Origin of the sequence: Sphingomonas glacialis (assembly GCF_006439055.1) — a bacterium.
Taxonomy (GTDB): domain Bacteria; phylum Pseudomonadota; class Alphaproteobacteria; order Sphingomonadales; family Sphingomonadaceae; genus Sphingomonas; species Sphingomonas glacialis_A.
Window position 1 is genome coordinate 37,585 of sequence record NZ_RCZC01000001.1, and the last position, 22,688, is coordinate 60,272.

Here is a 22,688-nt window from a genome sequence, read left to right on the forward strand (position 1 = left end):
GGATTGCGGCGCTACGCCATGCCGAACGGGACGACGTGATTGCCCGCATCGTGGCCGATCTCGGCGCGCCCGAGATAGCGCACCCCCATCTCGCCGCACCAGCGCGCGATCATCGTCTCGAGGCTTTCGCCCCACGGCGGCGTATTGGGCTGGACGTCGGTGACATGGCCGAGCCGGACGCCGGCGATCCCCTTCAGCTGCGTCGCCTGCGCCATGGTGAAGAGCATCCGGTCGATGCGGTAGAGCGGTTCGGACACTTCCTCGATCAGCAGCACGTGATCGGTGAGATCGGGCAGCCACGGCGTGCCGATCAGCGCGGTCAGGATGGCGAGGTTGAACGCGGCGGCGGGGTGGCCGTCGAGCCCGGGTTCAAGCACCGCGCGGTCCTTGTTGGCGAGCCAACGAAGCCCGCGCGCGAAGGCGAAGCCGCCATCGCTGCGCTGCGCGTCGGATACCATCGGGCCGTGCACCGGCCGCCCGATCTTGGCGGCATAGAGCGCGCCGAGCAGGAACCCCATGTCCGAGAAGCCGAGATAGGTCTTCCGCCGCGCGGCCTCACCGAGCTGCGGCATGACGGTGTGGAGGATGCGGTTCGAGCCATAGCCGCCGCGCGCGAACCAGATCGCATCGAAGGCGGGGTCGTTGGCGAATTCGAGGAACGCGGCCGCACGCGCCGCGTCGGGGCCGGCGAAGTGGCCGTCGGAGAGAAAGCATTGCGGGTGGAAGACGAGATCGACCGCCGGCATCGCCACCGCGGCCAGCCCGAGCGCACGCGCCGCCAGCGCTTCGTCGATCCCCTTGGCGGGTGCCACGATCCCAATTCGCATGCTCAGCTCCGTTGCACTCGGTCGCCGCCCGCGATAGCCCGCTGCGATGAGCAACGGCAAACCCTACTTTTTCGTCGGCATAGGTGGCAGCGGCATGATGCCGCTCGCGATGATCCTCGCGGGGCGCGGGGCGACCGTCGCGGGATCGGACCGCACGCTTGATCGCGGCGCGCTCCCCGCCAAGTTCGCCGACCTCGCCGCCAAGGGCGTGACGCTGTGTCCGCAAGACGGGTCGGGCGTGACGTCGGCCGAGCAGATCGTCGTCGCCTCGGCGGCGGTCGAGGCAACCGTCGCGGACATCGTCGCGGCGGAGCGCGTCGGCGCGCAGCGGCTGAGCCGGCCCGAACTGCTGGCCTCGCTGTTCAATGCGAGCGTGCTGCCGATCGGCGTTGCGGGGACGAGCGGCAAATCGACCGTGACGGGGATGATCGGCTGGATCCTCTACGCCTGTGGCCGAGACCCGACCGTGATGAACGGCGCGGTGATGAAGAATTTCGTCGCGCCCGACGCGCCGTTCGCCAGCGCACTGGTGGGCGCGGGCGAAGCGTTCGTCAGCGAAGTCGATGAGAGCGACGGCTCGATCGCGCTCTATGCGCCGCGGATCGCGGTGCTCAACAATGTCAGCCTCGACCATAAATCCCTCGAGGAACTGCGGGAGCTGTTCAGCGATTTCGCAGCCAAGGCGCAGACGACGGTGCTCAACATCGGCGACGCCGAGACCGCCGCGCTGGCTTCGACGCTCGATCGGGCGAAGCTCGTGACGTTCGCCGTCGATGCGGACGCAGACCTGAGCGCGCGCAATCTCGCGCCCGCGCCGTTCGCGATCGGGTTCGACCTGGTCGCAGATGGCGAAACCCACGCGGTCCGGCTCGCCGTGCCGGGTCGGCACAACGTCTCCAACGCACTCGCTGCGCTCGGTGCGGCACGCGCGGCAGGCGTGCCGCTTCCTGAGGCGATCGCCGCGATCGCTGGCTTCACCGGCCTCAAACGCCGCTTCGAGCTGGTCGGCGAGGCCGCCGGTGTCAGCGTGCTCGACGATTTCGGGCACAATCCCGACAAGATCGCCGCGACGCTCGCCACGCTTCACGCCTTCCCCGGACGATTGCTGCTGCTGTTCCAGCCGCACGGCTATGGGCCCTTGAAGGTGATGCGGTCGGAGCTGGTCGCAATGTTCAACGCGTCGCTCGGCGCCGACGACCAGCTCGTCCTGCCCGACCCGGTCTATCAGGGCGGCACCGTCGCGCGCGAGGTGACCAGCGCCGACATCGTCGCCGAGATCGGCCCGCAAGCCCACCACATCGCCGATCGCGCCGCCGCCGCAGCCTGGATCGTCGAGCAGGCGCGACCCGGCGACCGGATCGTGGTAATGGGGGCGCGAGACGATACGCTGAGCCAGCTTGCTGCCGACATGTTGCCACAGATCGCCGCTAGACTCAGCTGAACTACAAGGAGCCGCCTTATGTTTCGCCGCCTGTTCCTCGATCACCCCGCCTCGGTCGGCGAGACCTTTGGCGAGCATTTCCTCGTTGCCTCGCGCTTCGGCCTGACGATGATCGGCGGCGGGCTCGCCGGCGTGGTGCATGCGTTCCTGCCCTTCGCGTTCAAGACCACCGGCAGCCGCACGGTGATGCGGCTCAACGCGCAGATCGTCGCGAAGCGCGCGGCCGCGAGTGCGGATGAATTGCAGCGGCGCACCGTCGAATATGTGATCTGATCCTAAATCCTCCCCCGGAAACCGGGGGAGGGGGACCGCCAGCCTTCTTCAGGCTGGTGGTGGAGGGGGCCCCCACAAGCGTAACGCCTGCGGAGACGCCCCCTCCACCCTTCGCTGAATGCTCAGGGTCCCCCTCCCCCGCTTCGCGAGGGAGGATTTAGGAGTGCAGTTCCCGAACGCCCCCTTCCCCGCTACAGCACCGCGATGCTCCGCATCACCGAACTCAAGCTCCCGCTCCACCACGCCGACGAGGAACTGACCGCCGCGATCCGCAACCGTCTGCGGATCACGCCACGCGATCTCGTCCGGTTCTCGATCGCCCGCCGCGCGCACGATGCGCGGATCAAGAGCGACATCCAGCTCGTCTATTCGGTCGACGTGACGCTGCGCAACGAAGCCCCCGTGCTCGCGCGCTTCAAGAAGGACCGCCACGTCCAGCCGACGCCGAACACGAGCTACAAGTTCGTCGCCCAGGCCCCCGCCGACTATAAGGGCCCCCGCCCGGTCGTCATCGGCACCGGCCCGTGCGGCCTGTTCGCCGGGCTGATCCTCGCGCAGATGGGCTACAAGCCGATCATCGTCGATCGCGGCAAGGTCGTGCGCGAACGCACCAAGGACACGTGGGGCCTGTGGCGCAAGAGCGTGCTCAACCCCGAATCGAACGTCCAGTTCGGCGAGGGCGGCGCGGGCACCTTCTCCGACGGCAAGCTCTACAGCCGGATCAAGGACGCGCGGCATCTCGACCGCAAGGTACTGATCGAGTTCGTCAAGGCGGGCGCGCCGCCCGAGATCCTGACCGAGGCGCACCCGCACATCGGCACCTTCCGCCTCGTCACGATGGTCGAGAGCATGCGCGCAACGATCGAGGCGCTCGGCGGCGAATATCGCTTCGAGACGCGCGTCGACGGGATCGACGTCGCGACCGCCGCCGACGGCACGCGCAAGGTCCGCGGGCTGCACCTCCACACCGGAGACTATCTCGAGGCCGAACAGGTCGTGCTCGCGGTCGGCCACAGCGCGCGCGATACCTTCGCGATGCTCCACGCCGAGGGCGTGTACCTGGAAGCCAAGCCCTTCTCGATCGGCGTCCGCATCGAGCATCCGCAATCGTGGATCGACGATGCGCGCTTCGGTCCCAACGCCGGCAACCCGATCCTCGGCGCGGCCGATTACGCGCTGTCGCACCACGCCAAGAACGGCCGCACGGCGTACAGCTTCTGCATGTGCCCCGGCGGCACGGTGGTCGCGGCGACCTCGGAGGAAGGCCGCGTCGCGACCAACGGGATGAGCCAATATTCGCGCAACGAGCGCAACGCCAATTCGGGGCTCGTCGTCGGGATCGACCCGGCGCGCGATTATCCCGGCGATCCGCTCGCCGGCATCGCGTTGCAGCGCCATTGGGAATCGCGCGCCTTCGTCGCGGGCGGATCGACCTATGCCGCGCCGGCGCAATTGCTCGGCGATTTCCTCGCCGGGCGCGCATCGACCAAGCTCGCCAGCGTCGTGCCGTCGTACAAGCCCGGCGTGTACATGACCGACCTCGCGGAATGCCTGCCCGAGTTCGCGGTGACCGCGATGCGCGAGGCGCTCGTCCAGTTCGGCCGCGAGATCCCCGGCTACGACCATCCCGACGCGGTGCTGACCGGCGTCGAGACGCGCACCTCCTCGCCGGTCCGCATCACGCGCGGCGACGATTTCCAGAGCCTCAACACAGCGGGGCTGTTCCCGGCGGGCGAAGGTGCGGGATACGCTGGGGGCATTTTGTCGGCGGCGGTCGATGGGATCAAGGTGGCGGAGGCGGTCGCGCGGGCGATGACCGCGTAAGTCGGGCTGGTTCACCCCCCCATTCGTCACCCCGGGCTCGTCCCGGGGTCCACCGTGCCGCGAATACTCCATGGGCAGCATGCGTATCCCGGTGGACCCCGGCACAGGGCCGGGGTGACGGAGAGGCACACGCGCCCCACAAAGCCGATGGAAAGCTCGCTTGACAGACAAGCAACCTTGACTGTAAAGCTTCCTTCACAAACGTGAAAGGGAGCTTTCCATGCAGCGCACCGTTGCCGCCCGCCGCTATCAAGTCCGGACGATCTGGCTGGCGCTGCTGTACGCCGCCGCGTTGCTTGGCGCGGTCTATGCGTTCAAACATCAAATCGTCGCTGGCCCCGCCGCCTGGATCGTCGCGGTGCTGCCCGCGCTGCCGATCATCGGCGTGTTCGTCGCGATCGGGCGCTATCTCGTCGAGGAGCGGGACGAATATCTGCGCATGCTGATGGTCCGCCAGACGCTGTGGGCGAGCGGCTTCGCGCTCAGCGCCGCGACCTTGTGGGGGTTCCTCGAGGCGTTCGATCTCGTCGGCCATGTCGAGCCCTATTATGTCGCGGTGCTGTGGTTCGGCGGATTGGGCCTGGGCAATTGCGCCGATCGCCTGTCGGGCGCGGACGCCGCGCTGTGAGCCGCCGCATCGACCCGGCCGACCGCGCCTATCTGCGCCGCTTCGTCCCCGCGATGGCGCTCTATGTCGTGCTGGTCTGGGTATCGCCCTTCCTGATCCGCGCGCTGCACGCCGACGGGCCGCTGCTGTGGCTGATCGCTTTGCTCCCCGCCTTCCCGCTCAGCGCAGTGTTCTGGATCATCGGCCGCTATCTGATCGATCTGCGCGACGAATATCGGCGGATGCTCGAAGTGCGCAAAGCATTGGTCGCGACGGGCTTTGCGATGACGCTGGCGACCGGCTGGGGGTTCCTCGAAGTCTATGCGCATACCCCGCACATCCCCCTGTTCTTCGTACCGATCGCATGGTTCGCCGGGCTGGGCCTCGGCTCGGCGGTCAACGCCGTGATCGAGCGGCGCGGCGGGGACGCGGCATGATCAACCGCCTGCGCGTGCTGCGTGCCGAGCGCAACTGGAGCCAGGGCGATCTCGCCGAGCGGCTCGACGTATCGCGCCAGAGCGTCAACGCGATCGAGACCGGGCGCTACGATCCCTCGCTGCCGCTCGCCTTCCGCATCGCCGAACTGTTCGAGCTTCCGATCGAAGCGATTTTCGTCAGCCCCTCCAAAGGAGATGCATCGTGAAGCCTGCCTTCAAAGCCTGCCTCGTTGCCGCGCTTGCACTGCTCCCCGCCGGGCCCACGCTCGCTGTGCCGGCCGTGCCGACGCCCGAGGTGCGGTTGCCGCACATCTCGATCGTGACGATCGGTACGGGCAGCCCGGTGATCCTGATCCCTGGCCTCGCCTCCCCGCGCGCGGTGTGGGACGGCGTCGCACCCGCACTTGCGGCGAAGCACCGTGTGATCCTGGTTCAGGTCAATGGCTTTGGCGGCGATGATCCGGGGGCCAATCTGCAGCCCGGCGTGCTCGACGGGATCGTCGCCGATCTCGACGGCTATATCGCGGCGGAGAAGCTGCAGAATGCGCTGGTCGTCGGGCATTCGATGGGCGGGCTGGTCGGCCTGATGCTCGCCAAAGCCCATCCGAGCGACCTGTCGCGGTTGATGATCGTCGATTCGCTGCCATTCTTCGCGGTGATCATGGCCCCGCCCGGGGTCGATCCGACCCCGGCGATGGTCGCGCCCTACGCCGCCAAGATGCGCGACGGGATCGTCGCGACCTACGGCAAGCCGCTGAGCGACGAAATGGTCGCGGCGCAGACGCGCGGACTCGCGCTCAAGCCCAGCAGCGTCGTCACGATGTCAGCCTGGGCGAAGGCCGCCGATCCCCGCGTCACCGGCGAGGCGATGTACGAGGACCTGACGACCGACCTGCGCCCGTCGCTCGCGACGATCGCGACGCCGATCACGATGCTGTATCCGTGGAATGCGGCGTCGTTGCCCAAGGCGAAGGCCGACGCCTTCTATCGCAAGCAATATGCCGCCGCGCCGCATATCGCCTTCGTCGACATCGCCGAGAGCGCGCACATGGTGATGCTCGACCAGCCCGAGGCGTTCAAGGCGGCGGTGGTCGCGTTCGTCGAAGCGAAGTAGCGACCCGCCGAGGCATGCGGGAAGGGAAAGCGCGATTTCCCCTCCCGTAATCTTCCGCTAAGCCTCCGCGCCATGACCGACACGCTCTCCCCCACCCCCGCCCGCCCCGCGCTCGCCTATCATCTGACCGAGGGCACCGGCCCGACGATCGTCTTCCTACCGGGCTATGGCTCCGACATGGAGGGCAGCAAGGCGCTCGCGCTCGAGGCGTGGGCGAAGCGCACCGGCCGCGCCTATCTGCGCTTCGATTATGGCGGCTGCGGCAGCAGCGAGGGCGAGTTCGAGGAGCAGACGCTCGCCGGCTGGCGCGACGACGTCGTCGCGATGCTCGACGCAGCGGCGGGCGGCCCCGCGGTGCTGGTCGGATCGTCGATGGGCGGCTGGCTGATGCTGCTCGTCGCGCGCGATCATCCCGAGAAGGTGGCGGCTTTGGTCGGGATCGCCGCGGCGCCCGATTTCACCGACTGGGGCTTCACCGTCGACCAGAAGCTCGCGATCCTGTCCGAGGGACGGCTCGAGAAAGTCGGACGCTATGCCGACCTGCCGATGGTCTATACCCGCGCCTTCTGGCAGTCGGGCGAGGCCAATCGCGTGCTGTTCGCCGGGCTCGCGATCGACGTGCCGGTGCGATTGCTCCACGGCATGGCCGATACCGAAGTGCCCGCCAACCGCTCGATCCATCTGGTCGAGCAGCTCCGTTCAGCCGATGTGCAGCTTACTTTGGTGAAGGGGGGCGACCACCGCCTGTCGCGCGACGCCGACCTCGCGTTGCTCGAGGCGACGCTCGAAAGTGTGATGGCCGATCTATGACCCTGTTGCTGCTCGCTCCCCTGCTGCTCGCGCAAGCCACCGCACCGATCGGTCCGCCCGCGCCGCCGCCGTCGCAGCGCTACGAAAAGTGCCTCGATCTCGCCAACAACAACCCGACTTTGGCCGAGGCCGAAGCCGGGCAATGGCAGCTCGCCGGCGGCGGGTTCCTCGCGGGGCAATGCCTCGGCATGGCCTATGCCAATGAGCAGCGCTGGCCCGCCGCCGCGACCGCATTCGATGCCGCCGCACGTGCGGCCGAGAAAGCCGGCGATGGCCGCTCGGTCAATTACTGGGCGCAAGCCGGAAACGCCTGGCTCGCCGCAGGCGATGCGCCCAAGGCGCGCGCCGCGCTCGATGCAGCACTCGCGGGCGGGTCGCTGACCGGCCTGCCGCTGGGCGAGGCGCATCTCGACCGCGCGCGCGCGATGGTTGCGGGCGACGATCTCGACGGCGCGCGCGACGATCTCGACCGTGCGCTCGCCGAGGCGCCGGAGGACCCGCTCGCCTGGCTGCTCTCGGCGACGCTCGCGCGGCGCCAGCGCCAGATCGTCCGCGCGCAGCACGATATCGCCGAGGCGTTGCGGCTCGGCAGCGACGATCCCGCGGTGCAGCTCGAGGCGGGCAATATCGCCGCCTTCGCCAAGGACGAGGCGGGAGCCCGCGCCGCCTGGCAGCAAGCGGTGAACCTGCGCCCCGACAGCGCGGCGGGCAAGTCCGCCGCCGCCGCGTTGCTGCAGTTCACCGCCAAGCCCTGACGCTTTTCGGCGCGCGACAGGGTGGCATCGCCCCTCGCGCGCCCCTATCTCGGCGCAAAGCATAACGGAGCGCGTCGATGAAATATCTCCACACCATGATCCGCGTCAGCGATCCCGACGCGACGATCGCGTTCTTCAACCTGCTCGGGCTCGAGGAAGTGCGGCGCATGGACAGCGAGAAGGGCCGCTTCACGCTGATCTTCCTCGCCGCCCCCGGCGACCATGACGCGCAGGTCGAGCTGACGCACAATTGGGATCCCGAACCCTATACCGGCGGTCGCAATTTCGGGCATCTCGCCTACCGCGTCGAGAATATCTACGAGACGTGCCAGCGGCTTCACGACGGCGGCGTGACGATCAACCGCCCGCCGCGCGACGGCCACATGGCGTTCGTCCGCACGCCCGACAACATCTCGATCGAACTGCTCCAGGAAGGCGGCGCGCTCGCCCCGGCCGAGCCGTGGGCGTCGATGTCCAACACTGGCGAATGGTAATGGCGGGCGCGCTCGAGATCGTCCGCATCCCGGCACTCAGCGACAATTATGTCTGGCTGGTGCACGATCCCGTTTCCGACGAGACCGTGGCGATCGATCCGAGCGATGCCGCCCCCGTGCTGGCAGCCGCCAAGGCGCGCGGCTGGACGATCTCGCAGATCTGGAACACCCACTGGCATCCCGATCACACCGGCGGCAATGCCGCGATCAAGGCGCTCGGCGCGGTGGTCAGCGGCCCGGCGGCCGAGGCCGGCAAGATCCCGACGCTCGATTACGGCCTGCGCGAGGGCGATTCGGTGCGGATCGGCGCGCATGTCGCGCGCGTGATCGAGACGCCGGGGCATACCGCCGGGCACATCGTGTTCTACATGGCGGACGACGCTGCGCTGTTCAGCGGCGACACGCTGTTCGCGATGGGCTGCGGTCGCCTGTTCGAAGGCGATGCCGCGCAGATGTACGGCAATATGCAACGCCTCGCCGCGCTGCCGCCCGAGACGGTCGTCTATTGCGCGCACGAATATACGCAGTCGAACGGCCGCTACGCCGCCGCCGCCGAGCCCGACAACCAGGCCGTCACCGCGCGGATGGTCACGGTCGATGCGCAGCGCGCGGCAGGCGAGCCGACCGTCCCGACGACGATCGCGCTCGAGCTGGCGACCAACCCGTTCCTTCGCGCGACATCGGCCGATCAGCTTGCGCAACGGCGTGCAGCCAAGGATGCTTTCTAGCCGTATTTGCGGTATGAAGCGGATGGGGGCGTCGCGTTTTGAAAAGGACCAATGGCATGTTCCGCTTCATTCTTCCGCTTATCGTGCTGGTCGGCGCGAGCGCCGCGCTGTCCGCCGACTCCAAGGAATATCGCGCACGCGAGGCCGCGCGCGATCAGGTCGAGCTCGACAAGCAGCTGACCGGGCTTGTGCCCGGCAAGCCGCAAAGCTGCATCGACACCTTCCGGTACCGCGATTCGACCCGCGTCGGCGACAAGATCCTCTACAAGAACGGCCGTAACGACGTTATGGTCAACGATACCGGCGGCGGCTGCTTCGGGCTGCGGCGTGGCGACGCGATCATCACCAAGACCTTCGGCAGCCAGTTCTGCCGCGGCGATATCGTGCGGACGGCCGATCTCGTGACGAGCATGCCGAGCGGCAGCTGCAGCTTCGGCGATTTCGTCCCCTATCGCAAACCGTGATCCGCGCGCTGCTGCTGGTCGCCGTGCTCGGCGGCGCGACCGCCGCGGACGATGCGAAGGACCTCGCCAAGGCACTGGCCGGACGCGTGCCGGGCAAGGCGGAAACCTGCGTATCGCTCAGCCGCGTCGGCAGCCCGCAGATTTTTGGCGATCGCGTCCTACTGTACCGCGACGGCGCGCGCGTGTGGCGTAACGACTTGCCCGAGTCCTGCCCCGGCCTCGACGCCGACCCCGTCGTCGTCACCGAAGTGTATGGCGGGCAGGTGTGCCGCAACGATCAATTCTACACGCTGCAGCGCGGTGGCGGCAGTATCCCGGGCCCGCGGTGCCGGTTGGGTAATTTCGTGCCGTGGGACAAGGCGCGGTAGCCGACCGCAAACGCGTGTGGAGACTTACCCGTCACCCCGGCCCTGTGCCGGGGTCCACCGGCCCTCAGATACTGCCGTCGTAGCACACGCGGCCCGGTGGACCCCGGGACGAGCCCGGGGTGACGCCGAAGAGGAGCCGAAAGCGTCTCTTCCCTTCCCGCTACAATACGAACCGGCTGAGATCGGTATTGCGCGCAATGCTCGCCAGATGCGTCTCGACATAGGCGGCATCGACCACCACCGTCTCGCCACCGCGATCCTCGGCGTTGAAGCTGACATCCTCGAGCAGCTTTTCCATCACCGTCTGCAAGCGCCGGGCCCCGATATTCTCGATCTCGCCATTCACTTCGGCCGCGATCCGCGCGACCGCACGAATACCGTCCTCGGTGAACTCGACACCGACGCCCTCGGTCGCGATCAGCGCGACATATTGCTGCGTCAGCGACGCCTTGGTGTCGCTCAGGATCGCGACGAAATCGTCCTCGGTCAGCGCCTTCAATTCGACGCGGATCGGCAAGCGGCCCTGCAGCTCGGGCAACAGATCGGACGGCTTGGCGACGTGGAACGCGCCGCTCGCGATGAACAGCACATGGTCGGTCTTCATCGGCCCATATTTGGTCGCGACCGTCGTCCCCTCGATCAGCGGCAGCAGATCGCGCTGGACGCCTTCGCGGCTGACCGAACCGCCACGCCCATCGCTCACCGCGATCTTGTCGATCTCGTCGAGAAAGACGATCCCGTTCGCCTCTGCGTCGGCAATCGCCGCGCGGCTGAGCTCATCCTGGTCGAGGCGCTTGTCCGCCTCTTCCTCGACGAGCTTGTCCCAGGCCGCAGGCACGCTCAGCTTGCGGCGCTTGAGCTGGCCGCCGCCGAACGCCTTGCCCATCATCTCGGACAGGTTGATCATCTGCGCGCCGCCGCCGGGCACATCGAACGGCATCGCGGGCGCCGCCTCGAGTTCGATCTCGATCTCGGTGTCGCGCAAGTGTCCATCATGGAGCCGCTGGCGGAACGCCTCGCGCGTCGCCTCGCTTGCGCCCTTGCCGGTCAGCGCGTCGAGCAGCCGCGCCATCGCGGCTTCCTCGGCCTTGTCCTTCACTGCACCACGCCGGCGTTCCTTCTCGAGCCGGATCGCTTCCTCAACCAGGTCGCGCGCGATCTGCTCGACGTCGCGGCCGACATAGCCGACTTCGGTGAACTTGGTCGCCTCGACCTTGATGAACGGCGCGTCGGCGAGCTTGGCCAGACGGCGGCTGATCTCGGTCTTGCCGCAGCCGGTCGGCCCGATCATCAGGATGTTCTTGGGGCTGACCTCGTCGCGGAGGTCAGGCGCGAGCTGCTGGCGGCGCCAGCGGTTGCGCATCGCGACCGCGACCGCACGCTTGGCGTCGGCCTGGCCGATGATGTGCGCGTCGAGCGCGGCGACGATGGCTTTGGGGGTGAGGTCCTGGTTCATCTTGCTCTCACTCCCCTCCCTGGAAGGGAGGGGTTGGGGGTGGGTTGGTCTGGGGGAAGGGCCGACGCCGCCACGGGCCGACCCACCCCCGGCCCCTCCCTTCCAGGGAGGGGAGGAGGATCACGCGCTCGCGTCGAGTCCTTCGACGGTCAGCCGGTCGTTGGTATAGACGCACAGCTCGCCGGCGATCGCCATCGCCTTGCGGGCGATCTTCTCGGCATCGGCTTCGTAATCGGCCAGCGCACGCGCCGCGGCGAGCGCGAAATTGCCGCCCGAACCAATCGCGGCGATCCCCGCCTCGGGCTCGAGCACGTCGCCATTGCCGGTCAGGATCAGCGTCACGTCCTTGTCCGCGACGATCATCATCGCCTCGAGGTTGCGCAGATATTTGTCGGTCCGCCAGTCCTTGGCGAGCTCGACCGCGCTGCGCAGCAACTGGCCGTGATGCTGTTCGAGCTTGCGCTCGAGCCGCTCGAACAGCGTGAAGGCATCGGCGGTCGCGCCGGCGAAGCCGCCGATCACCGATCCGTCGCCGAGCCGCCGCACCTTCTTGGCATTGGGTTTCATCACCGTCTGGCCCTGCGTCACCTGGCCGTCCCCGGCGACGATAACGCGCCCATTCTTGCGCACGGAAAGGATCGTGGTGCCGTGCCACACAACTTTGTTCTCGCTCATGCTGGGCGATATGGGATGCAGGGTGGCGCTGTGCAATCCGGCTTGCGTGCGTGCGGCGTACTCGGCGATACGGGTGCCAGGGGGAATGTACGCGTATGAGTGACCAGCACGGCCATGCAGGGCCCGATCACCCGCTCGAGCGGCTGATCTTCTTTTCCGACGCGGTGTTCGCGATCGCGATCACGCTGCTGATCATCGAGGTTCATCCGCCGCACCTGCCGCACAGCGCGCCGTGGCAGGCCTATACCACCGCGTTGCTCGACCTCACGCCGAACTTTTTCGGCTTCTTCGTCAGCTTCTTCGTGATCGGCGCCTTCTGGTCGGGACACCACCGCGCGTTCGGGCTCGCCGGGCACTATTCCGACAGGCTCGTCGCACCCAATCTGCAAATGCTGTGCGCGATCGTGTTCATGCCGTTCGCCACCGCCTTCATGAGCGCGAACCTCGGGACGCTGGTCCCGTCGCTGCTCTACGCGCTGACGCTGATCGTGACGGGGTTCCTGAGCATGCGGCTGACCCGCCTGACCACCAGCCCCGGCATCGTGCGCGCCGACGCGCCGGCGGCCGACATCGCGCTTGCCCGCGCGCGCGGCGGCGGCGTGGTGCTCGGCGCGCTCGTCGCGCTGGGGATGGCCTTCATCATCGCGCCGCTGAGCCAGGTCGGGCTGATCACCATCCCGCTGTGGCAATGGCTGCTGCGGCAGCGGGTCCTGCGGCGCCTCGCCCGCACGTCGGCCTGAACCGACCTGCGGGCGAGCTGCCGCGCGACGGTCAGTTCGCCGGCGCGGTCATCGCATTCATCGAGCCGTTCGACGCGGTCATCGACGGCTTGCCGACCGGCGGGCGCAGCGCCTCGCGCTCGGCGGCGGTCATCACCGCATCCATGTCGGGGCGGAAATCGGCGACCGCGCGGTCATCGGCGTTGCGGGTGGGATCGAGCAGGTCGGTCGGGACATGCCCCTCGGCCGTCCCCGATGCCTTGGCGAGCGCACTCGCAATCCGCCCGCGCGTCAGGAACGCAGCGAGCCCGGCGCCAGCTGCGACCACGACCGCACCGATCGACCAGGCAGCGTTGCTGCTGATCGCGAGCTTGGAACTCGCGGCCGTCTGGGCGGGCGCGCGCTTTGCCGGCGGACGCTTGGCGGGGGCTTTGGGGGTTGGGGTCTTGGCCATGTCGAATCTCATTCTTCAAAATCGGGCGCGCGACGACCGGGGCCGCCGCGCGCGAGGAGTTTAGCGGCAGCGCGCGTCGCGCGTGCTGTCCTTGTCGATCGCCCGACCGGCCAGCGCACCGCCCGCCGCACCGAGCAGCGCACCGAGCACGCCCGAGCCACCCGGCGCAATCGCCGCGCCGAGCGCACCGCCGGCGATTCCCCCGACGACGAGGCCGGTCGTCCCGTCATTGTGGCGGCAATAATAGCGCCCGTCGCTGCCACGATAGACGCGGTCGTTGTTGCTCAGGCGGCGCTCCTGATAGCGGCGGTTGTCGTCGCGATAGTAACGCGACGCGTCATAGCCGTTATACGCCGGATCGGGCCGATCGTAATCGTATTGCGAATAGCCGCCACCATAGCCGCGACGCGGGCCGCCGCCATAATCGTCACAGCCAGCGACGAGCGTCGTCGCGGCGAGCAGGCCGAGCGTGAGTGCGCGCATGAGGATCCTCCTGTTATCGTATCCTTGGGAAATGCACGGGCAGCGATAAGGTTGCTGTCGAGCCCCCTGCCGTCCCCGCCCGCGTAGTTTCCGAAGGCCCCGCTCGGCAGAGCCGCGCCATCGCGATCGCCCCTCCCCCGCCCCCACCCCACCGGAAGCGCCGCCAGCGGGACAGGCTCGCCCCGGCCGCGATCATCGTGCAGCGACCGCGATCCGGACGTTGCATCGCCGGGCACAATGCGGCGATAGTGGCGTTGCGCCGTCGGAACCGGGGGCGCCGGACACGGGACGCGGCGGGGGCCGCGAGCCCCGCGTCGGCACGGCAAGCCGGGGGGCCACAGCCATGAGTCCATTCGAGTTGGTGTTCGCGATGTTCGGCCTGCTGCTAGGCCTCGCGCTGGCCGAGGTGCTCGGCGGCTTCTCGCGCGCGCTGAAGCTGAAGCGCGGCGCGCGGCCGGTGCGGGTCGGCTGGCTGACGCCGTTGCTCGGGCTGGTGGTGATGCTCGACCTGACGACCTTCTGGCTGCTCGCCTTCGATGCGCGGACGCAGATCGGCGCGAATTACATCACGCTGATCTGCGTGCTGGCGACGGTCGGCGTCTATTATCTGGCGGCGACGCTGATCTTTCCCGACGCGCCCGAGGACTGGCCCGATTTCGACGAATGGTACGACAAGCAGAACCGGCTGGTGATCGGCGGGCTGTTCGCCGCCAATGTGGCGAGCACGACCGGATCGATGGTGCTCGACGCGATGCACCCGTTGCGCGAGGTGGCGGAGACGGTGGGGAATGGGTGGTTCGTGCTGGTGTATGTGCTGAGCGGGTTCGGGGTGCTGGCGCTGCTGATCGCGCTGCTGCTGGTGACGGGGCGGCGGGCGAATGTGGCGATGCTGGCGGGGGTTTGTGCGTTGTTGCTGGTGAGCGGGGCGGTGGAGCCATGGGTGTAGCCGCGCGGACAAGGCTTTAGCGAAGCTAAAGCCGAGCGCTCAAGCGCGGCTCGGCCGGCGGCGCTACAGCGCCGACCGACGGCCGGGTCCCCACAAAGTATTACTTTGTGGGGTGCCCGACGCGGCTTTGCCGCGGCGCCCCTCGCATAGTCCGCGCTTGACGCAACCGCACCGCTCAAACACTCTCGCGACCAATGGCACAAAACTTCATAGAGCCCAGAGGCTTGCGACACACGGTCGAGACGATCGACGGGGTCGAGCGCTTGCGCATCCCGATCCGACGGCAATGGTTCATGGTCCTCTTCCTGCCGTTATGGCTGGTCGGCTGGGGCTTCGGCTGGTTTTCGGCGGCTATGCAGATTTCGCAGCATTTCGACACCTTCCTTGCCGTGTGGCTGTGCGCCTGGACCGTCGGCGGAATTTTCGCAGGCGGGATCCTGTTCGGCCAGCTTTTCGGCGCCGAACTGGTCAGCGTCGTCGGTCGCGACCTGCAGGTGCAGGTTGGCGTGGGCCCGCTGAAACGCATCTGGCGCTATCGCGGCGACCGGATCGAACATCTGATCGGCTGGACCGCGGTCGAAGACATGTTCGGGATGCGATCGATGCAGCGCCCATTCTGGCTGCGGCCCAAGTCAGGCGCGGTGAAATTCGATTATGGCGCCGACAGCGTGTTCCTCGCGCCCGGGGTGGACGAACCCGAAGGGCGCGTGATCGCGGCGTGGCTGGCCAAGCGTCTGCCGCGGAGCGCGAGTGCGATGCCGGAGTGAGGGGCGATCTCGGCATCCTCACCCGCGACCGCCGCCGCTGCCGAATGCGGCGTGGCGAAGCGGCAAGCGACGCTGCGGCTCGACCCCGACGTGATCGACCGCTTCCGCGCCGGGGGGCCTGGGTGGCAGAGGCGGATGAGTGCGGCGTTGCGGAAGGCGGCGGGGTCATAGATTCGACTCACCGCGGCGCAGTTATAATACTCTTCTGCTCTCGAAATTAGGGCAAGACTCAGGCACCTTTATCGTTAGTGCTACGATATACAAAAAACCGAGTGGTCTGAGGGGAGTAACGTTGGCAGATTTAATCGACGTACGTGTTCGTTACCGATTAGCAAAATTTGTTACGGCGACAGACCCAGACCTCGCAGTCCCTGATGCCGCAACGCTAGAGTCGATGGTAAGGGGACTCTTGGCCGGACAACTCGGGAATGACGTGAACGAGCGCGTAATCCCAACGGTTGAGGATGTCCGTCACAGTATTTGCCTCCATTTTTCGCAACTAAACGAGGGCGCACTAGCGTTCGATTTGCTCCATCTTGACGATCGGAAGGTGGTTCCCACTTGGAAACGGCCTACTAAGCCGGTCCCAGTCTCTACTTTGGGCGGCACAGCGATCGCGAAGGACGAAGTAAATCTAAACGAACCAGCATACCTAATGATAAGCGGAAATCACGTAGCCGTAATCGAAAGAGTTGGCCTAAGAACGCCAACGATCGAAAATTACTTAAATGACATTTTGTCCAAGGCATCTACGTTCGACAAAGAAAATCAGTACTGGAAATTAGTTCCGATAGTCGAGGCCATTGGAGTTTCTGCGTTGAAAGGCGGCGTGGAGAAAATTGTTCTAAAACCGCACGCTGCGCTTATTGGCGAAGCGATCTCGCAGGTTTCACATGACCACAAACCAAGAAGATATACTCGAAAGATAGATGAGTTTATCGGTTATGGACAACGGATTATCGACATGTTGGAGATATTTGGCGCAAAAGAAGGAGACATAGAAAATCTTCGAAAGAAAATGAGTAGCGATCTGGTACTTAAAGCAAGAGTCGAGATTAGCGTGTCTAGAGCGGAGCGCTCCTCAGAAGCCAAGGTCTCGGCAGACGATATACAAAAGGCATTCGCAAGCATAACGGATGGTGCGGATATCAACGTCATCGATAAAGATGGAAATACCAACGGAAAAATCACACAACTGTATCACCGAGTCGAAGTTGCGCATGAGAACGGCATAATCGACATGAAGCATGCCGTTAACGCCTTAAGCGCTGCAATGGCGGCATGGGCGGCGAAAGGCGTAATAGAGTTGCAATGAAACTCGCGGACTTCCTTAAAATGGCTCTAGGAGGTGCTATAGCACTCATCCTTCCAAGAGAGGGCATCTTGGAAGGATCTACTAGAATAATACCATTTTTTGCTCTGATGATGGCGGGCGTTTTTCCAGCCATGATGCAAACGGTGACAGTTATCAAAGGCGACGATCTAAGCCCAAAGGCCGTCAAAGAATATGGTGACGCGCTAAACGAACAGCTAGCATTTTGGGCAGCCTTGATTGCCACTGCACTTACAACTGTTGGCTGCCTGACTCTCGCTGTTATCCTAAGCAAATCGTCCGAGCTTTGGACGCTACCTTACAATTACTACATTAGTAGAAATTTCGCAGTAGATGTCTGTATATTCCTGTTTGGGTTCACAGCCACTTCCGTAATAACAAGATTTACAACGGCTTATGGAGGACTCAAGTCGCTTCTGCGGCTGAATCTTTCACTAGCCGAAAAGAAAAGTCAAAAAGGGCTCTCCGAAAAGGTAAAGAGACTTTCAAAGCCCGAAGGCCAACCCTCGGTAAAAACGTTTGAGTGACGGCAGAAGAATTTGGATTTTATTCAATCCATCTGCCGTATTTCGATATAATGCGGGTCATCAAGCCCCAATTTTACGCCCCCCCCACATCGGCCGCAATTGCGTGTCGCTAAGCAGCGGAGCCAAGTAACTTGCGAGCCGCCGCAACTTTCAGCGACAGCTCGCTTCGCCACTACCATTACTTCCCCAACAACGGCGCCAAATACTTCCCAGTAAACGACCCCTTCGCCTTCGCCACAACCTCAGGCGTCCCCTGCGCAACGATCTCGCCGCCCTTCACACCCCCCTCGGGCCCAAGGTCGAGCACCCAGTCGGACGTCTTGATGACGTCGAGGTTATGCTCGATCACCACCACCGTATTCCCCTGCTCGACCAGCTGGTGGAGCACTTCGAGCAGCTTGCGCACGTCCTCGAAATGCAGCCCCGTCGTCGGCTCATCCAGAATATACAGCGTCTGCCCGGTGGCGCGGCGCGACAGTTCCTTGGCGAGCTTGACGCGCTGCGCCTCGCCGCCCGACAGCGTCGTCGCCTGCTGGCCGACCTTGACGTAGCCCAGGCCCACTTCCTGCAGCATCGCCATCTTGTCGCGGATCGGCGGGACCGCCTTGAAGAATTCGACCGCGTCCTCGACCGTCATGTCGAGCACGTCGGCGATGCTCTTGCCCTTGAACTTCACCTCGAGCGTCTCGCGATTGTAGCGCTCGCCGTGGCAGACGTCGCACGTCACATAGACGTCGGGGAGGAAGTGCATCTCGATCTTGAGCAGCCCGTCGCCCTGGCACGCCTCGCAGCGGCCGCCCTTGACGTTGAAGCTGAAGCGCCCGGGCTTGTAGCCGCGGGCTAAGCTTTCGGGGAGGCCGGCGAACCAGTCGCGAATCTGGGTGAAGCTGCCGGTATAGGTCGCCGGGTTCGAGCGCGGGGTGCGGCCGATCGGCGACTGGTCGATGTCGATGACCTTGTCGAGATATTGCAGGCCGGTGATCTTGTCGTGCTTGCCCTGGACGATCCGCGCGCCGTTGAGCGTGCGCGAGGCGGCGGCGAAGAGCGTGTCGATCGTGAAGCTCGACTTGCCCGACCCCGAGACGCCGGTGATGCAGGTGAAGGTGCCGAGCGGGAGGCTCGCGGTCACGCCTTTGAGGTTGTTGGCAGTCGCGTTGTGGACGGTGATCTTCTTGCCGTTGCCCTTGCGGCGGGTCTTGGGGACGGCGACTTCGCGGCGGCCCGAGAGGTAATCGGCGGTGATGCTGTTCTCGTTGGCGAGGACTTCCTCGAAGGTGCCTTGCGCGACGATGTGGCCGCCATGGACGCCGGCGCCCGGGCCCATGTCGATGACATAGTCGGCGGTGCGGATCGCGTCCTCGTCATGCTCGACGACGAGCACGGTGTTGCCGAGATCGCGCAGCCGGCGCAGCGTCTTGAGCAGCATGTCGTTGTCGCGCTGGTGCAGGCCGATCGAGGGCTCGTCGAGCACGTAGAGCACGCCCGACAGGCCGCTGCCGATCTGCGACGCAAGACGGATGCGCTGCGATTCGCCGCCCGACAGCGTGCCGGAGGTGCGGTCGAGGTTGAGGTAATCGAGCCCGACATTGTTGAGGAAGCCGATCCGCTCGAGGATCTCCTTGAGGATGCGCTCGGCGATCGCGTTCTGCTGGTCGCCGAGCTGGCTCGGGACCTGCTCGAACCAGGCGAGCGCGTCGACCACCGACAGGCGCGTGACGCTCGAGATGTCGCGCATGCCGATCTTGACCGCGAGCGCCTCGGGCTTGAGGCGCGCGCCCTTGCAGACTTCGCACGCGGCGGAGGACTGGTACTTGCTCAGCTCCTCGCGCATCCACGCGCTCTCGGTCGAGAGCATGCGGCGGTTGAGGTTGCCGATCACGCCCTCGAACGGTTTCTTGACGTCGTACGACTTCTTGCCGTCGATGAAGGTCAGCGTGACCGCCTTGCCCTTGGTGCCGTAGAGGATCGTGTCGCGGGCGGTTTCGGGCAGGTCTTCCCACGGCGTGTCGAGCTCGAACTTGAACTCGCGCGCGAGGCTGCCGAGCACCTGCATGTAATAGGGCGACGGCGGGTTGGACTTGGCCCAGGGCACGACCGCGCCCTTCTTGATGCTGAGCGCGTGGTTGGGGACGACGAGCTCCTCGTCGAACAGCATCTTCTCGCCGAGGCCGTCGCACGCCGGGCACGCGCCCTGCGGCGCGTTGAACGAGAAGAGCCGCGGCTCGATCTCGGCGATGGTGAAGCCCGAGACGGGGCAGGCGAACTTTTCGCTGAACACGATGCGGCCCGGAGGCGCGTTGTCGCCGAGCACTTCGTTCTTGGGGGTGTGCGGTTCGACAGGATCGGCCGGGTCGACATAGGCGAGCCCGTCGGCGAGTTTCAGCGCGGCCTCGAAGCTTTCGGCGAGGCGCGTCGCGATGTCGGGGCCGATGACGAGGCGGTCGACCACGACTTCCAGGTCATGCTTGTACTTTTTGTCGATCGCGGGGGCTTCGTCGATCTCGTGGATCTCGCCGTCGATGCGGACGCGGGTGAAGCCGGCCTTCTGCCACTCGAGCAGTTCCTTCTTATACTCGCCCTTGCGGCCGCGCACGACGGGGGCAAGCAGATAGAGGCGCGTGCCCTCGGGCAGCGCCATCACGCGGTCGACCATCTGGCTGACGGTCTGCGCGGCGATCGGCTCGCCGGTCGCGGGGGAATAGGGGATGCCGACGCGCGCCCACAGCAGGCGCATGTAATCGTAGATTTCGGTGACGGTCGCGACCGTCGAGCGCGGGTTGCGGCTGGTGGTCTTCTGCTCGATCGAGATCGCGGGGCTGAGGCCCTCGATGTGATCGACGTCGGGCTTCTGCATCAGCTCGAGGAACTGGCGGGCATAGGCGCTGAGCGACTCTACGTAGCGCCGCTGGCCTTCGGCGTAGATCGTGTCGAACGCGAGGCTCGACTTGCCCGATCCCGACAGGCCGGTGATGACCGTCAGCGTATCGCGCGGGATATCGACCGACACGTCCTTGAGGTTGTGCTCGCGCGCGCCGCGCACGGAAATATGAGTCAGCATGGAGCGGTTTGTTCCAGATTTGTTCGGATGGCGCAAGCGACCGGTTGCAGGAGCGAGATGGGGTTTGCAGGCGGATGCGGCAAGGTCGCGACGGTGATGTCGCGGCGCCGCGCGTGGCGCCCCCTCCCCCGGTTTCCGCTGCTGTCACGCCCGAGGATACGCCGCCCGGCGCGGCAAGTTCCGCAAATTACATATCAGTCGCGGCAATCAGGATCGAAAATGTGCGGACGTCCTCCTAAAAATACGCTATAAATCCGCGCAGTATCGCGATCGTACCATCGCCTGTCGCGTCGATCCTGTGCCGATCCGACGCCGGTTGAGATGTAGCGCGTATCACCACATCATAGCGGGGGAGCAGCAATGTCCTTTGGTAAACGCATGCGGTCGTCGATCCTTGGCGGGTCCGGCCTACCGATCCTTGTTTTCGTCACGCTCGCCACACCGGCGTATGCGCAATCGGGCGCGCTGCAGGGATCGGGTTCGCTCGTCCAGCCGGACTTTTCGGAGTGCGGCAACACCAGTGTCGCGGCGTCGGATCCGGCGCGCGGCGGGGGCACCGTGGCGGTCGGCCAGACCACCGCCGGTGCGGCCAACACCGCGAACGATCTGGGCACGAAATGCCATACCGGCCTCGGCGTCGTGCCGAGCGGCGTAACGGTCGCGTTCCAGAGCCAGCCGGGCACCCCGCAGACGCTCGAGAGCGATTCCGCCGCCCCAGCGCTGCTCGCGAGCGAACGCCCGTCGGTGCTGAGCCTCACCGCAGCGCAGCTGGCGAGCCTGCGCCGCGGCGTCGCGCAGATGAAGGCGTGGAACAGCGAGCCGCACGGCAGCGCCAATTTCCGACGAAGCTGGATCTATTGGGCAAACATGCACTCCTATTTCGGCACCGGCTGCGCGGCCGTATCGGGATTGAGCGCTGCAGGCATGAGCGGCCTGACCGCGCAGTCGAAGAGCAATGCCGACGAACAGGCAACCTGGTGCACCTGCCAGCACGGCACGATCCAGTTCCTGACCTGGCATCGCATGTACCTCTATTATTTCGAGAAGGTGCTCCAGGCCGCGGCCGGCGACGCCAATCTGCGGCTGCCCTTCTGGGATTATGAGAGCAATGCGCAGATGCCCGCGGCGTATCGCGACCAGACCTATGTCAACAGCATGGGCCAGACCGTCGCCAACCCGCTCTATATCCCCAACCGCCAGCCGCAGCTCAATGCGGGCACGAGCAGCCTGAGCGCCTCGGTCGTCTCGACCTCGAACGCGATGGCGCAGACGAGCTATTCGCCGTTCAACAGCGCACTCGAGGGGACGCCGCACGGCGCGGTGCATTGCGCGGTCGGCGTCGCCAACTGCCCGACCGGCTATATGGGCGCCGTCCCGGCGGCGGGGAACGACCCGATCTTCTATACGCATCACACCAATATCGATCGACTCTACGAATGTTGGCTGCGGGTCAGCCCGACGACGCGGCTGCCGACAAATGCGGCGCAGCTCGCAACGATCTTCAACTTCATCGACGGCAGCGGGGCGCTGGTGCAGAGCAAGGTCGCCGACATGCTGACCGTCGCGCAGCTCGGCTATCACTACGCCGCGGGCGGCGGGTGCCCGGTGACGCGCAGCGCGGGGTTCACCGCTGCGCTCGAACGGGAGACGCCGGTGCGCACGATCCCACTGCTCGGCCCGACCGCGCTGAAACGCGGCACGACCGTCGTCCCGCTGACGACCGCGCCGCAGACGCGCTCGCTGCTGCTCGGCGCGGTGTCCGATGGCGGCAGTGCGGCGACGCGGTTGCGGCTGGTGATCGACGGGCTGACCTATGACGAGGCGCCGCAGGTGCTCTACGAGGTCTATCTACAGGACAGCGCGGGCAAACGGGCGCTGCTCGGCGTGATCAACTTCTTCAACCAGTCGGCGCCGCATATGGAGCATGACGGGATGGCGATGGCGGCGCCCGCCAACGAGACCGTGTTCGATGCGACCGCGGCACTCGCCGCGCTCGGCACGGGCGCGACCGCGCTGGTGCTCGAACCGTCGAGCGGGGTGAGCGGCGGGACCGTGGCCGCGGCGAGCCAGCGGATCAGCGCCCGCGCGAACGTCCGATTCAGCGCGGCGCGGATCGAGGAGCGCTGAC

Annotated in this window: 26 protein-coding genes; 20 read left to right on the forward strand and 6 right to left on the reverse strand. The window is 66.0% G+C overall.

The features are described from left to right. Positions 1 to 11: 11 nt before the first annotated feature. Positions 12 to 827, reverse strand: coding sequence for an LD-carboxypeptidase (locus EAH76_RS00160; protein WP_140846584.1), 816 nt, complete (start codon positions 825 to 827; stop codon positions 12 to 14). 46 nt (positions 828 to 873) lie between these two features. On the opposite strand from EAH76_RS00160, the gene EAH76_RS00165 reads away from it, so the two are divergent. The 13 genes from EAH76_RS00165 (at position 874) to EAH76_RS00225 (ending at position 10,142) form a co-directional block, all read left to right on the forward strand. Then, a complete protein-coding gene (locus tag EAH76_RS00165) occupies positions 874 to 2,268 on the forward strand; it encodes a glutamate ligase domain-containing protein (protein ID WP_140846586.1) in 1,395 nt (464 codons plus the stop codon). 18 nt (positions 2,269 to 2,286) lie between these two features. Then, entirely contained in the window at positions 2,287 to 2,541 is a 255-nt protein-coding gene (locus tag EAH76_RS00170; RefSeq protein WP_010183532.1) for a DUF6356 family protein, read from the forward strand. 204 nt (positions 2,542 to 2,745) lie between these two features. Continuing rightward, the gene (locus tag EAH76_RS00175) at positions 2,746 to 4,365 is read left to right on the forward strand and encodes an NAD(P)/FAD-dependent oxidoreductase (RefSeq protein WP_140846588.1); all 1,620 of its coding nucleotides are present in this window, start codon (positions 2,746 to 2,748) and stop codon (positions 4,363 to 4,365) included. Positions 4,366 to 4,585: 220 nt separating this feature from the next. Then, positions 4,586 to 4,993 carry a hypothetical protein gene (locus tag EAH76_RS00180; RefSeq protein ID WP_140846591.1) on the forward strand — a complete coding sequence of 136 codons (408 nt, stop codon included), beginning with the start codon at positions 4,586 to 4,588 and terminating at the stop codon, positions 4,991 to 4,993. Then, positions 4,990 to 5,409 (forward strand): hypothetical protein, encoded by a 420-nt coding sequence (locus EAH76_RS00185; protein WP_140846593.1) that lies wholly within the window; start codon positions 4,990 to 4,992, stop codon positions 5,407 to 5,409. The genes EAH76_RS00180 and EAH76_RS00185 overlap by 4 nt, the downstream gene beginning before the upstream one ends. Continuing rightward, positions 5,406 to 5,615 carry a helix-turn-helix transcriptional regulator gene (locus EAH76_RS00190; protein ID WP_140846595.1) on the forward strand — a complete coding sequence of 70 codons (210 nt, stop codon included), beginning with the start codon at positions 5,406 to 5,408 and terminating at the stop codon, positions 5,613 to 5,615. Before EAH76_RS00185 ends, EAH76_RS00190 begins: the two co-directional genes overlap by 4 nt. Then, positions 5,612 to 6,523, forward strand: coding sequence for an alpha/beta fold hydrolase (locus EAH76_RS00195; RefSeq protein WP_241659476.1), 912 nt, complete (start codon positions 5,612 to 5,614; stop codon positions 6,521 to 6,523). Before EAH76_RS00190 ends, EAH76_RS00195 begins: the two co-directional genes overlap by 4 nt. Before the next feature lie 72 nt (positions 6,524 to 6,595). Continuing rightward, entirely contained in the window at positions 6,596 to 7,333 is a 738-nt protein-coding gene (locus tag EAH76_RS00200; protein ID WP_140846597.1) for an alpha/beta hydrolase family protein, read from the forward strand. Beyond that, the gene (locus tag EAH76_RS00205) at positions 7,330 to 8,088 is read left to right on the forward strand and encodes a tetratricopeptide repeat protein (RefSeq protein ID WP_140846598.1); all 759 of its coding nucleotides are present in this window, start codon (positions 7,330 to 7,332) and stop codon (positions 8,086 to 8,088) included. The genes EAH76_RS00200 and EAH76_RS00205 overlap by 4 nt, the downstream gene beginning before the upstream one ends. A gap of 77 nt (positions 8,089 to 8,165) precedes the next feature. Beyond that, a complete protein-coding gene (locus EAH76_RS00210) occupies positions 8,166 to 8,582 on the forward strand; it encodes a VOC family protein (RefSeq protein WP_140846599.1) in 417 nt (138 codons plus the stop codon). Further along, a complete protein-coding gene (gloB, locus tag EAH76_RS00215) occupies positions 8,582 to 9,310 on the forward strand; it encodes a hydroxyacylglutathione hydrolase (RefSeq protein ID WP_140848253.1) in 729 nt (242 codons plus the stop codon). The genes EAH76_RS00210 and gloB overlap by 1 nt, the downstream gene beginning before the upstream one ends. A gap of 56 nt (positions 9,311 to 9,366) precedes the next feature. Then, positions 9,367 to 9,774 carry a hypothetical protein gene (locus tag EAH76_RS00220; protein WP_140846601.1) on the forward strand — a complete coding sequence of 136 codons (408 nt, stop codon included), beginning with the start codon at positions 9,367 to 9,369 and terminating at the stop codon, positions 9,772 to 9,774. Then, positions 9,771 to 10,142, forward strand: coding sequence for a hypothetical protein (locus EAH76_RS00225; protein WP_140846603.1), 372 nt, complete (start codon positions 9,771 to 9,773; stop codon positions 10,140 to 10,142). Before EAH76_RS00220 ends, EAH76_RS00225 begins: the two co-directional genes overlap by 4 nt. A gap of 160 nt (positions 10,143 to 10,302) precedes the next feature. On the opposite strand, the gene hslU is transcribed toward EAH76_RS00225, so the two are convergent. Then, positions 10,303 to 11,598, reverse strand: a complete 1,296-nt coding sequence (gene hslU / locus EAH76_RS00230) for an ATP-dependent protease ATPase subunit HslU (protein ID WP_140846604.1) — start codon at positions 11,596 to 11,598, stop codon at positions 10,303 to 10,305. A gap of 120 nt (positions 11,599 to 11,718) precedes the next feature. Next, a complete protein-coding gene (hslV, locus tag EAH76_RS00235) occupies positions 11,719 to 12,273 on the reverse strand; it encodes an ATP-dependent protease subunit HslV (protein WP_140846606.1) in 555 nt (184 codons plus the stop codon). A 95-nt stretch (positions 12,274 to 12,368) separates the two neighbouring features. Here hslV and EAH76_RS00240 point away from each other — a divergent pair, with 95 nt between their 5' ends. After that, the gene (locus tag EAH76_RS00240) at positions 12,369 to 13,013 is read left to right on the forward strand and encodes a TMEM175 family protein (protein WP_140846607.1); all 645 of its coding nucleotides are present in this window, start codon (positions 12,369 to 12,371) and stop codon (positions 13,011 to 13,013) included. A 31-nt stretch (positions 13,014 to 13,044) separates the two neighbouring features. Here the strand turns inward: EAH76_RS00240 and EAH76_RS00245 are convergent, their stop codons facing one another. Beyond that, positions 13,045 to 13,446: a hypothetical protein gene (locus tag EAH76_RS00245; RefSeq protein ID WP_140846608.1), complete on the reverse strand. Its 402-nt coding sequence runs from the start codon at positions 13,444 to 13,446 to the stop codon at positions 13,045 to 13,047. A gap of 60 nt (positions 13,447 to 13,506) precedes the next feature. Continuing rightward, positions 13,507 to 13,929: a hypothetical protein gene (locus EAH76_RS00250; protein WP_140846610.1), complete on the reverse strand. Its 423-nt coding sequence runs from the start codon at positions 13,927 to 13,929 to the stop codon at positions 13,507 to 13,509. A gap of 343 nt (positions 13,930 to 14,272) precedes the next feature. Between EAH76_RS00250 and EAH76_RS00255 the strand changes: the two genes are divergently transcribed. From EAH76_RS00255 to EAH76_RS00275, 5 genes are all read left to right on the forward strand, one after another. Next, the gene (locus EAH76_RS00255; protein ID WP_140846611.1) at positions 14,273 to 14,875 is read left to right on the forward strand and encodes a hypothetical protein; all 603 of its coding nucleotides are present in this window, start codon (positions 14,273 to 14,275) and stop codon (positions 14,873 to 14,875) included. Positions 14,876 to 15,099: 224 nt separating this feature from the next. Next, positions 15,100 to 15,642 carry a hypothetical protein gene (locus EAH76_RS00260; RefSeq protein ID WP_140846612.1) on the forward strand — a complete coding sequence of 181 codons (543 nt, stop codon included), beginning with the start codon at positions 15,100 to 15,102 and terminating at the stop codon, positions 15,640 to 15,642. Positions 15,643 to 15,693: 51 nt separating this feature from the next. Next, positions 15,694 to 15,813: a BrnA antitoxin family protein gene (locus EAH76_RS00265; protein ID WP_431357958.1), complete on the forward strand. Its 120-nt coding sequence runs from the start codon at positions 15,694 to 15,696 to the stop codon at positions 15,811 to 15,813. A 121-nt stretch (positions 15,814 to 15,934) separates the two neighbouring features. Continuing rightward, entirely contained in the window at positions 15,935 to 16,957 is a 1,023-nt protein-coding gene (locus EAH76_RS00270) for a hypothetical protein (RefSeq protein ID WP_140846614.1), read from the forward strand. Further along, positions 16,954 to 17,502: a hypothetical protein gene (locus EAH76_RS00275; protein WP_140846615.1), complete on the forward strand. Its 549-nt coding sequence runs from the start codon at positions 16,954 to 16,956 to the stop codon at positions 17,500 to 17,502. Before EAH76_RS00270 ends, EAH76_RS00275 begins: the two co-directional genes overlap by 4 nt. Positions 17,503 to 17,680: 178 nt before the next feature. Here EAH76_RS00275 and uvrA read toward each other — a convergent pair whose 3' ends face one another. Continuing rightward, on the reverse strand, positions 17,681 to 20,560 hold the full coding sequence (uvrA, locus tag EAH76_RS00280; protein WP_140846616.1) for an excinuclease ABC subunit UvrA: 2,880 nt from the start codon (positions 20,558 to 20,560) through the stop codon (positions 17,681 to 17,683). 360 nt (positions 20,561 to 20,920) lie between these two features. Between uvrA and EAH76_RS00285 the strand changes: the two genes are divergently transcribed. Then, positions 20,921 to 22,687: a tyrosinase family protein gene (locus EAH76_RS00285; RefSeq protein ID WP_140846618.1), complete on the forward strand. Its 1,767-nt coding sequence runs from the start codon at positions 20,921 to 20,923 to the stop codon at positions 22,685 to 22,687. The last annotated feature ends 1 nt before the right edge of the window (position 22,688 follow it).

Bases quoted from the DNA above. Each gene is read 5' to 3' on its own strand.
- EAH76_RS00160 (WP_140846584.1), bottom strand. From the start codon at position 827: ATGCGAATTGGGATCGTGGCACCCGCCAAGGGGATCGACGAAGCGCTG.
- EAH76_RS00165 (WP_140846586.1), top strand. From the start codon at position 874: ATGAGCAACGGCAAACCCTACTTTTTCGTCGGCATAGGTGGCAGCGGC.
- EAH76_RS00170 (WP_010183532.1), top strand. From the start codon at position 2,287: ATGTTTCGCCGCCTGTTCCTCGATCACCCCGCCTCGGTCGGCGAGACC.
- EAH76_RS00175 (WP_140846588.1), top strand. From the start codon at position 2,746: ATGCTCCGCATCACCGAACTCAAGCTCCCGCTCCACCACGCCGACGAG.
- EAH76_RS00180 (WP_140846591.1), top strand. From the start codon at position 4,586: ATGCAGCGCACCGTTGCCGCCCGCCGCTATCAAGTCCGGACGATCTGG.
- EAH76_RS00190 (WP_140846595.1), top strand. From the start codon at position 5,406: ATGATCAACCGCCTGCGCGTGCTGCGTGCCGAGCGCAACTGGAGCCAG.
- EAH76_RS00200 (WP_140846597.1), top strand. From the start codon at position 6,596: ATGACCGACACGCTCTCCCCCACCCCCGCCCGCCCCGCGCTCGCCTAT.
- EAH76_RS00205 (WP_140846598.1), top strand. From the start codon at position 7,330: ATGACCCTGTTGCTGCTCGCTCCCCTGCTGCTCGCGCAAGCCACCGCA.
- EAH76_RS00210 (WP_140846599.1), top strand. From the start codon at position 8,166: ATGAAATATCTCCACACCATGATCCGCGTCAGCGATCCCGACGCGACG.
- gloB (WP_140848253.1), top strand. From the start codon at position 8,582: ATGGCGGGCGCGCTCGAGATCGTCCGCATCCCGGCACTCAGCGACAAT.
- EAH76_RS00220 (WP_140846601.1), top strand. From the start codon at position 9,367: ATGTTCCGCTTCATTCTTCCGCTTATCGTGCTGGTCGGCGCGAGCGCC.
- hslU (WP_140846604.1), bottom strand. From the start codon at position 11,598: ATGAACCAGGACCTCACCCCCAAAGCCATCGTCGCCGCGCTCGACGCG.
- hslV (WP_140846606.1), bottom strand. From the start codon at position 12,273: ATGAGCGAGAACAAAGTTGTGTGGCACGGCACCACGATCCTTTCCGTG.
- EAH76_RS00240 (WP_140846607.1), top strand. From the start codon at position 12,369: ATGAGTGACCAGCACGGCCATGCAGGGCCCGATCACCCGCTCGAGCGG.
- EAH76_RS00245 (WP_140846608.1), bottom strand. From the start codon at position 13,446: ATGGCCAAGACCCCAACCCCCAAAGCCCCCGCCAAGCGTCCGCCGGCA.
- EAH76_RS00250 (WP_140846610.1), bottom strand. From the start codon at position 13,929: ATGCGCGCACTCACGCTCGGCCTGCTCGCCGCGACGACGCTCGTCGCT.
- EAH76_RS00255 (WP_140846611.1), top strand. From the start codon at position 14,273: ATGAGTCCATTCGAGTTGGTGTTCGCGATGTTCGGCCTGCTGCTAGGC.
- EAH76_RS00275 (WP_140846615.1), top strand. From the start codon at position 16,954: ATGAAACTCGCGGACTTCCTTAAAATGGCTCTAGGAGGTGCTATAGCA.
- uvrA (WP_140846616.1), bottom strand. From the start codon at position 20,560: ATGCTGACTCATATTTCCGTGCGCGGCGCGCGCGAGCACAACCTCAAG.
- EAH76_RS00285 (WP_140846618.1), top strand. From the start codon at position 20,921: ATGTCCTTTGGTAAACGCATGCGGTCGTCGATCCTTGGCGGGTCCGGC.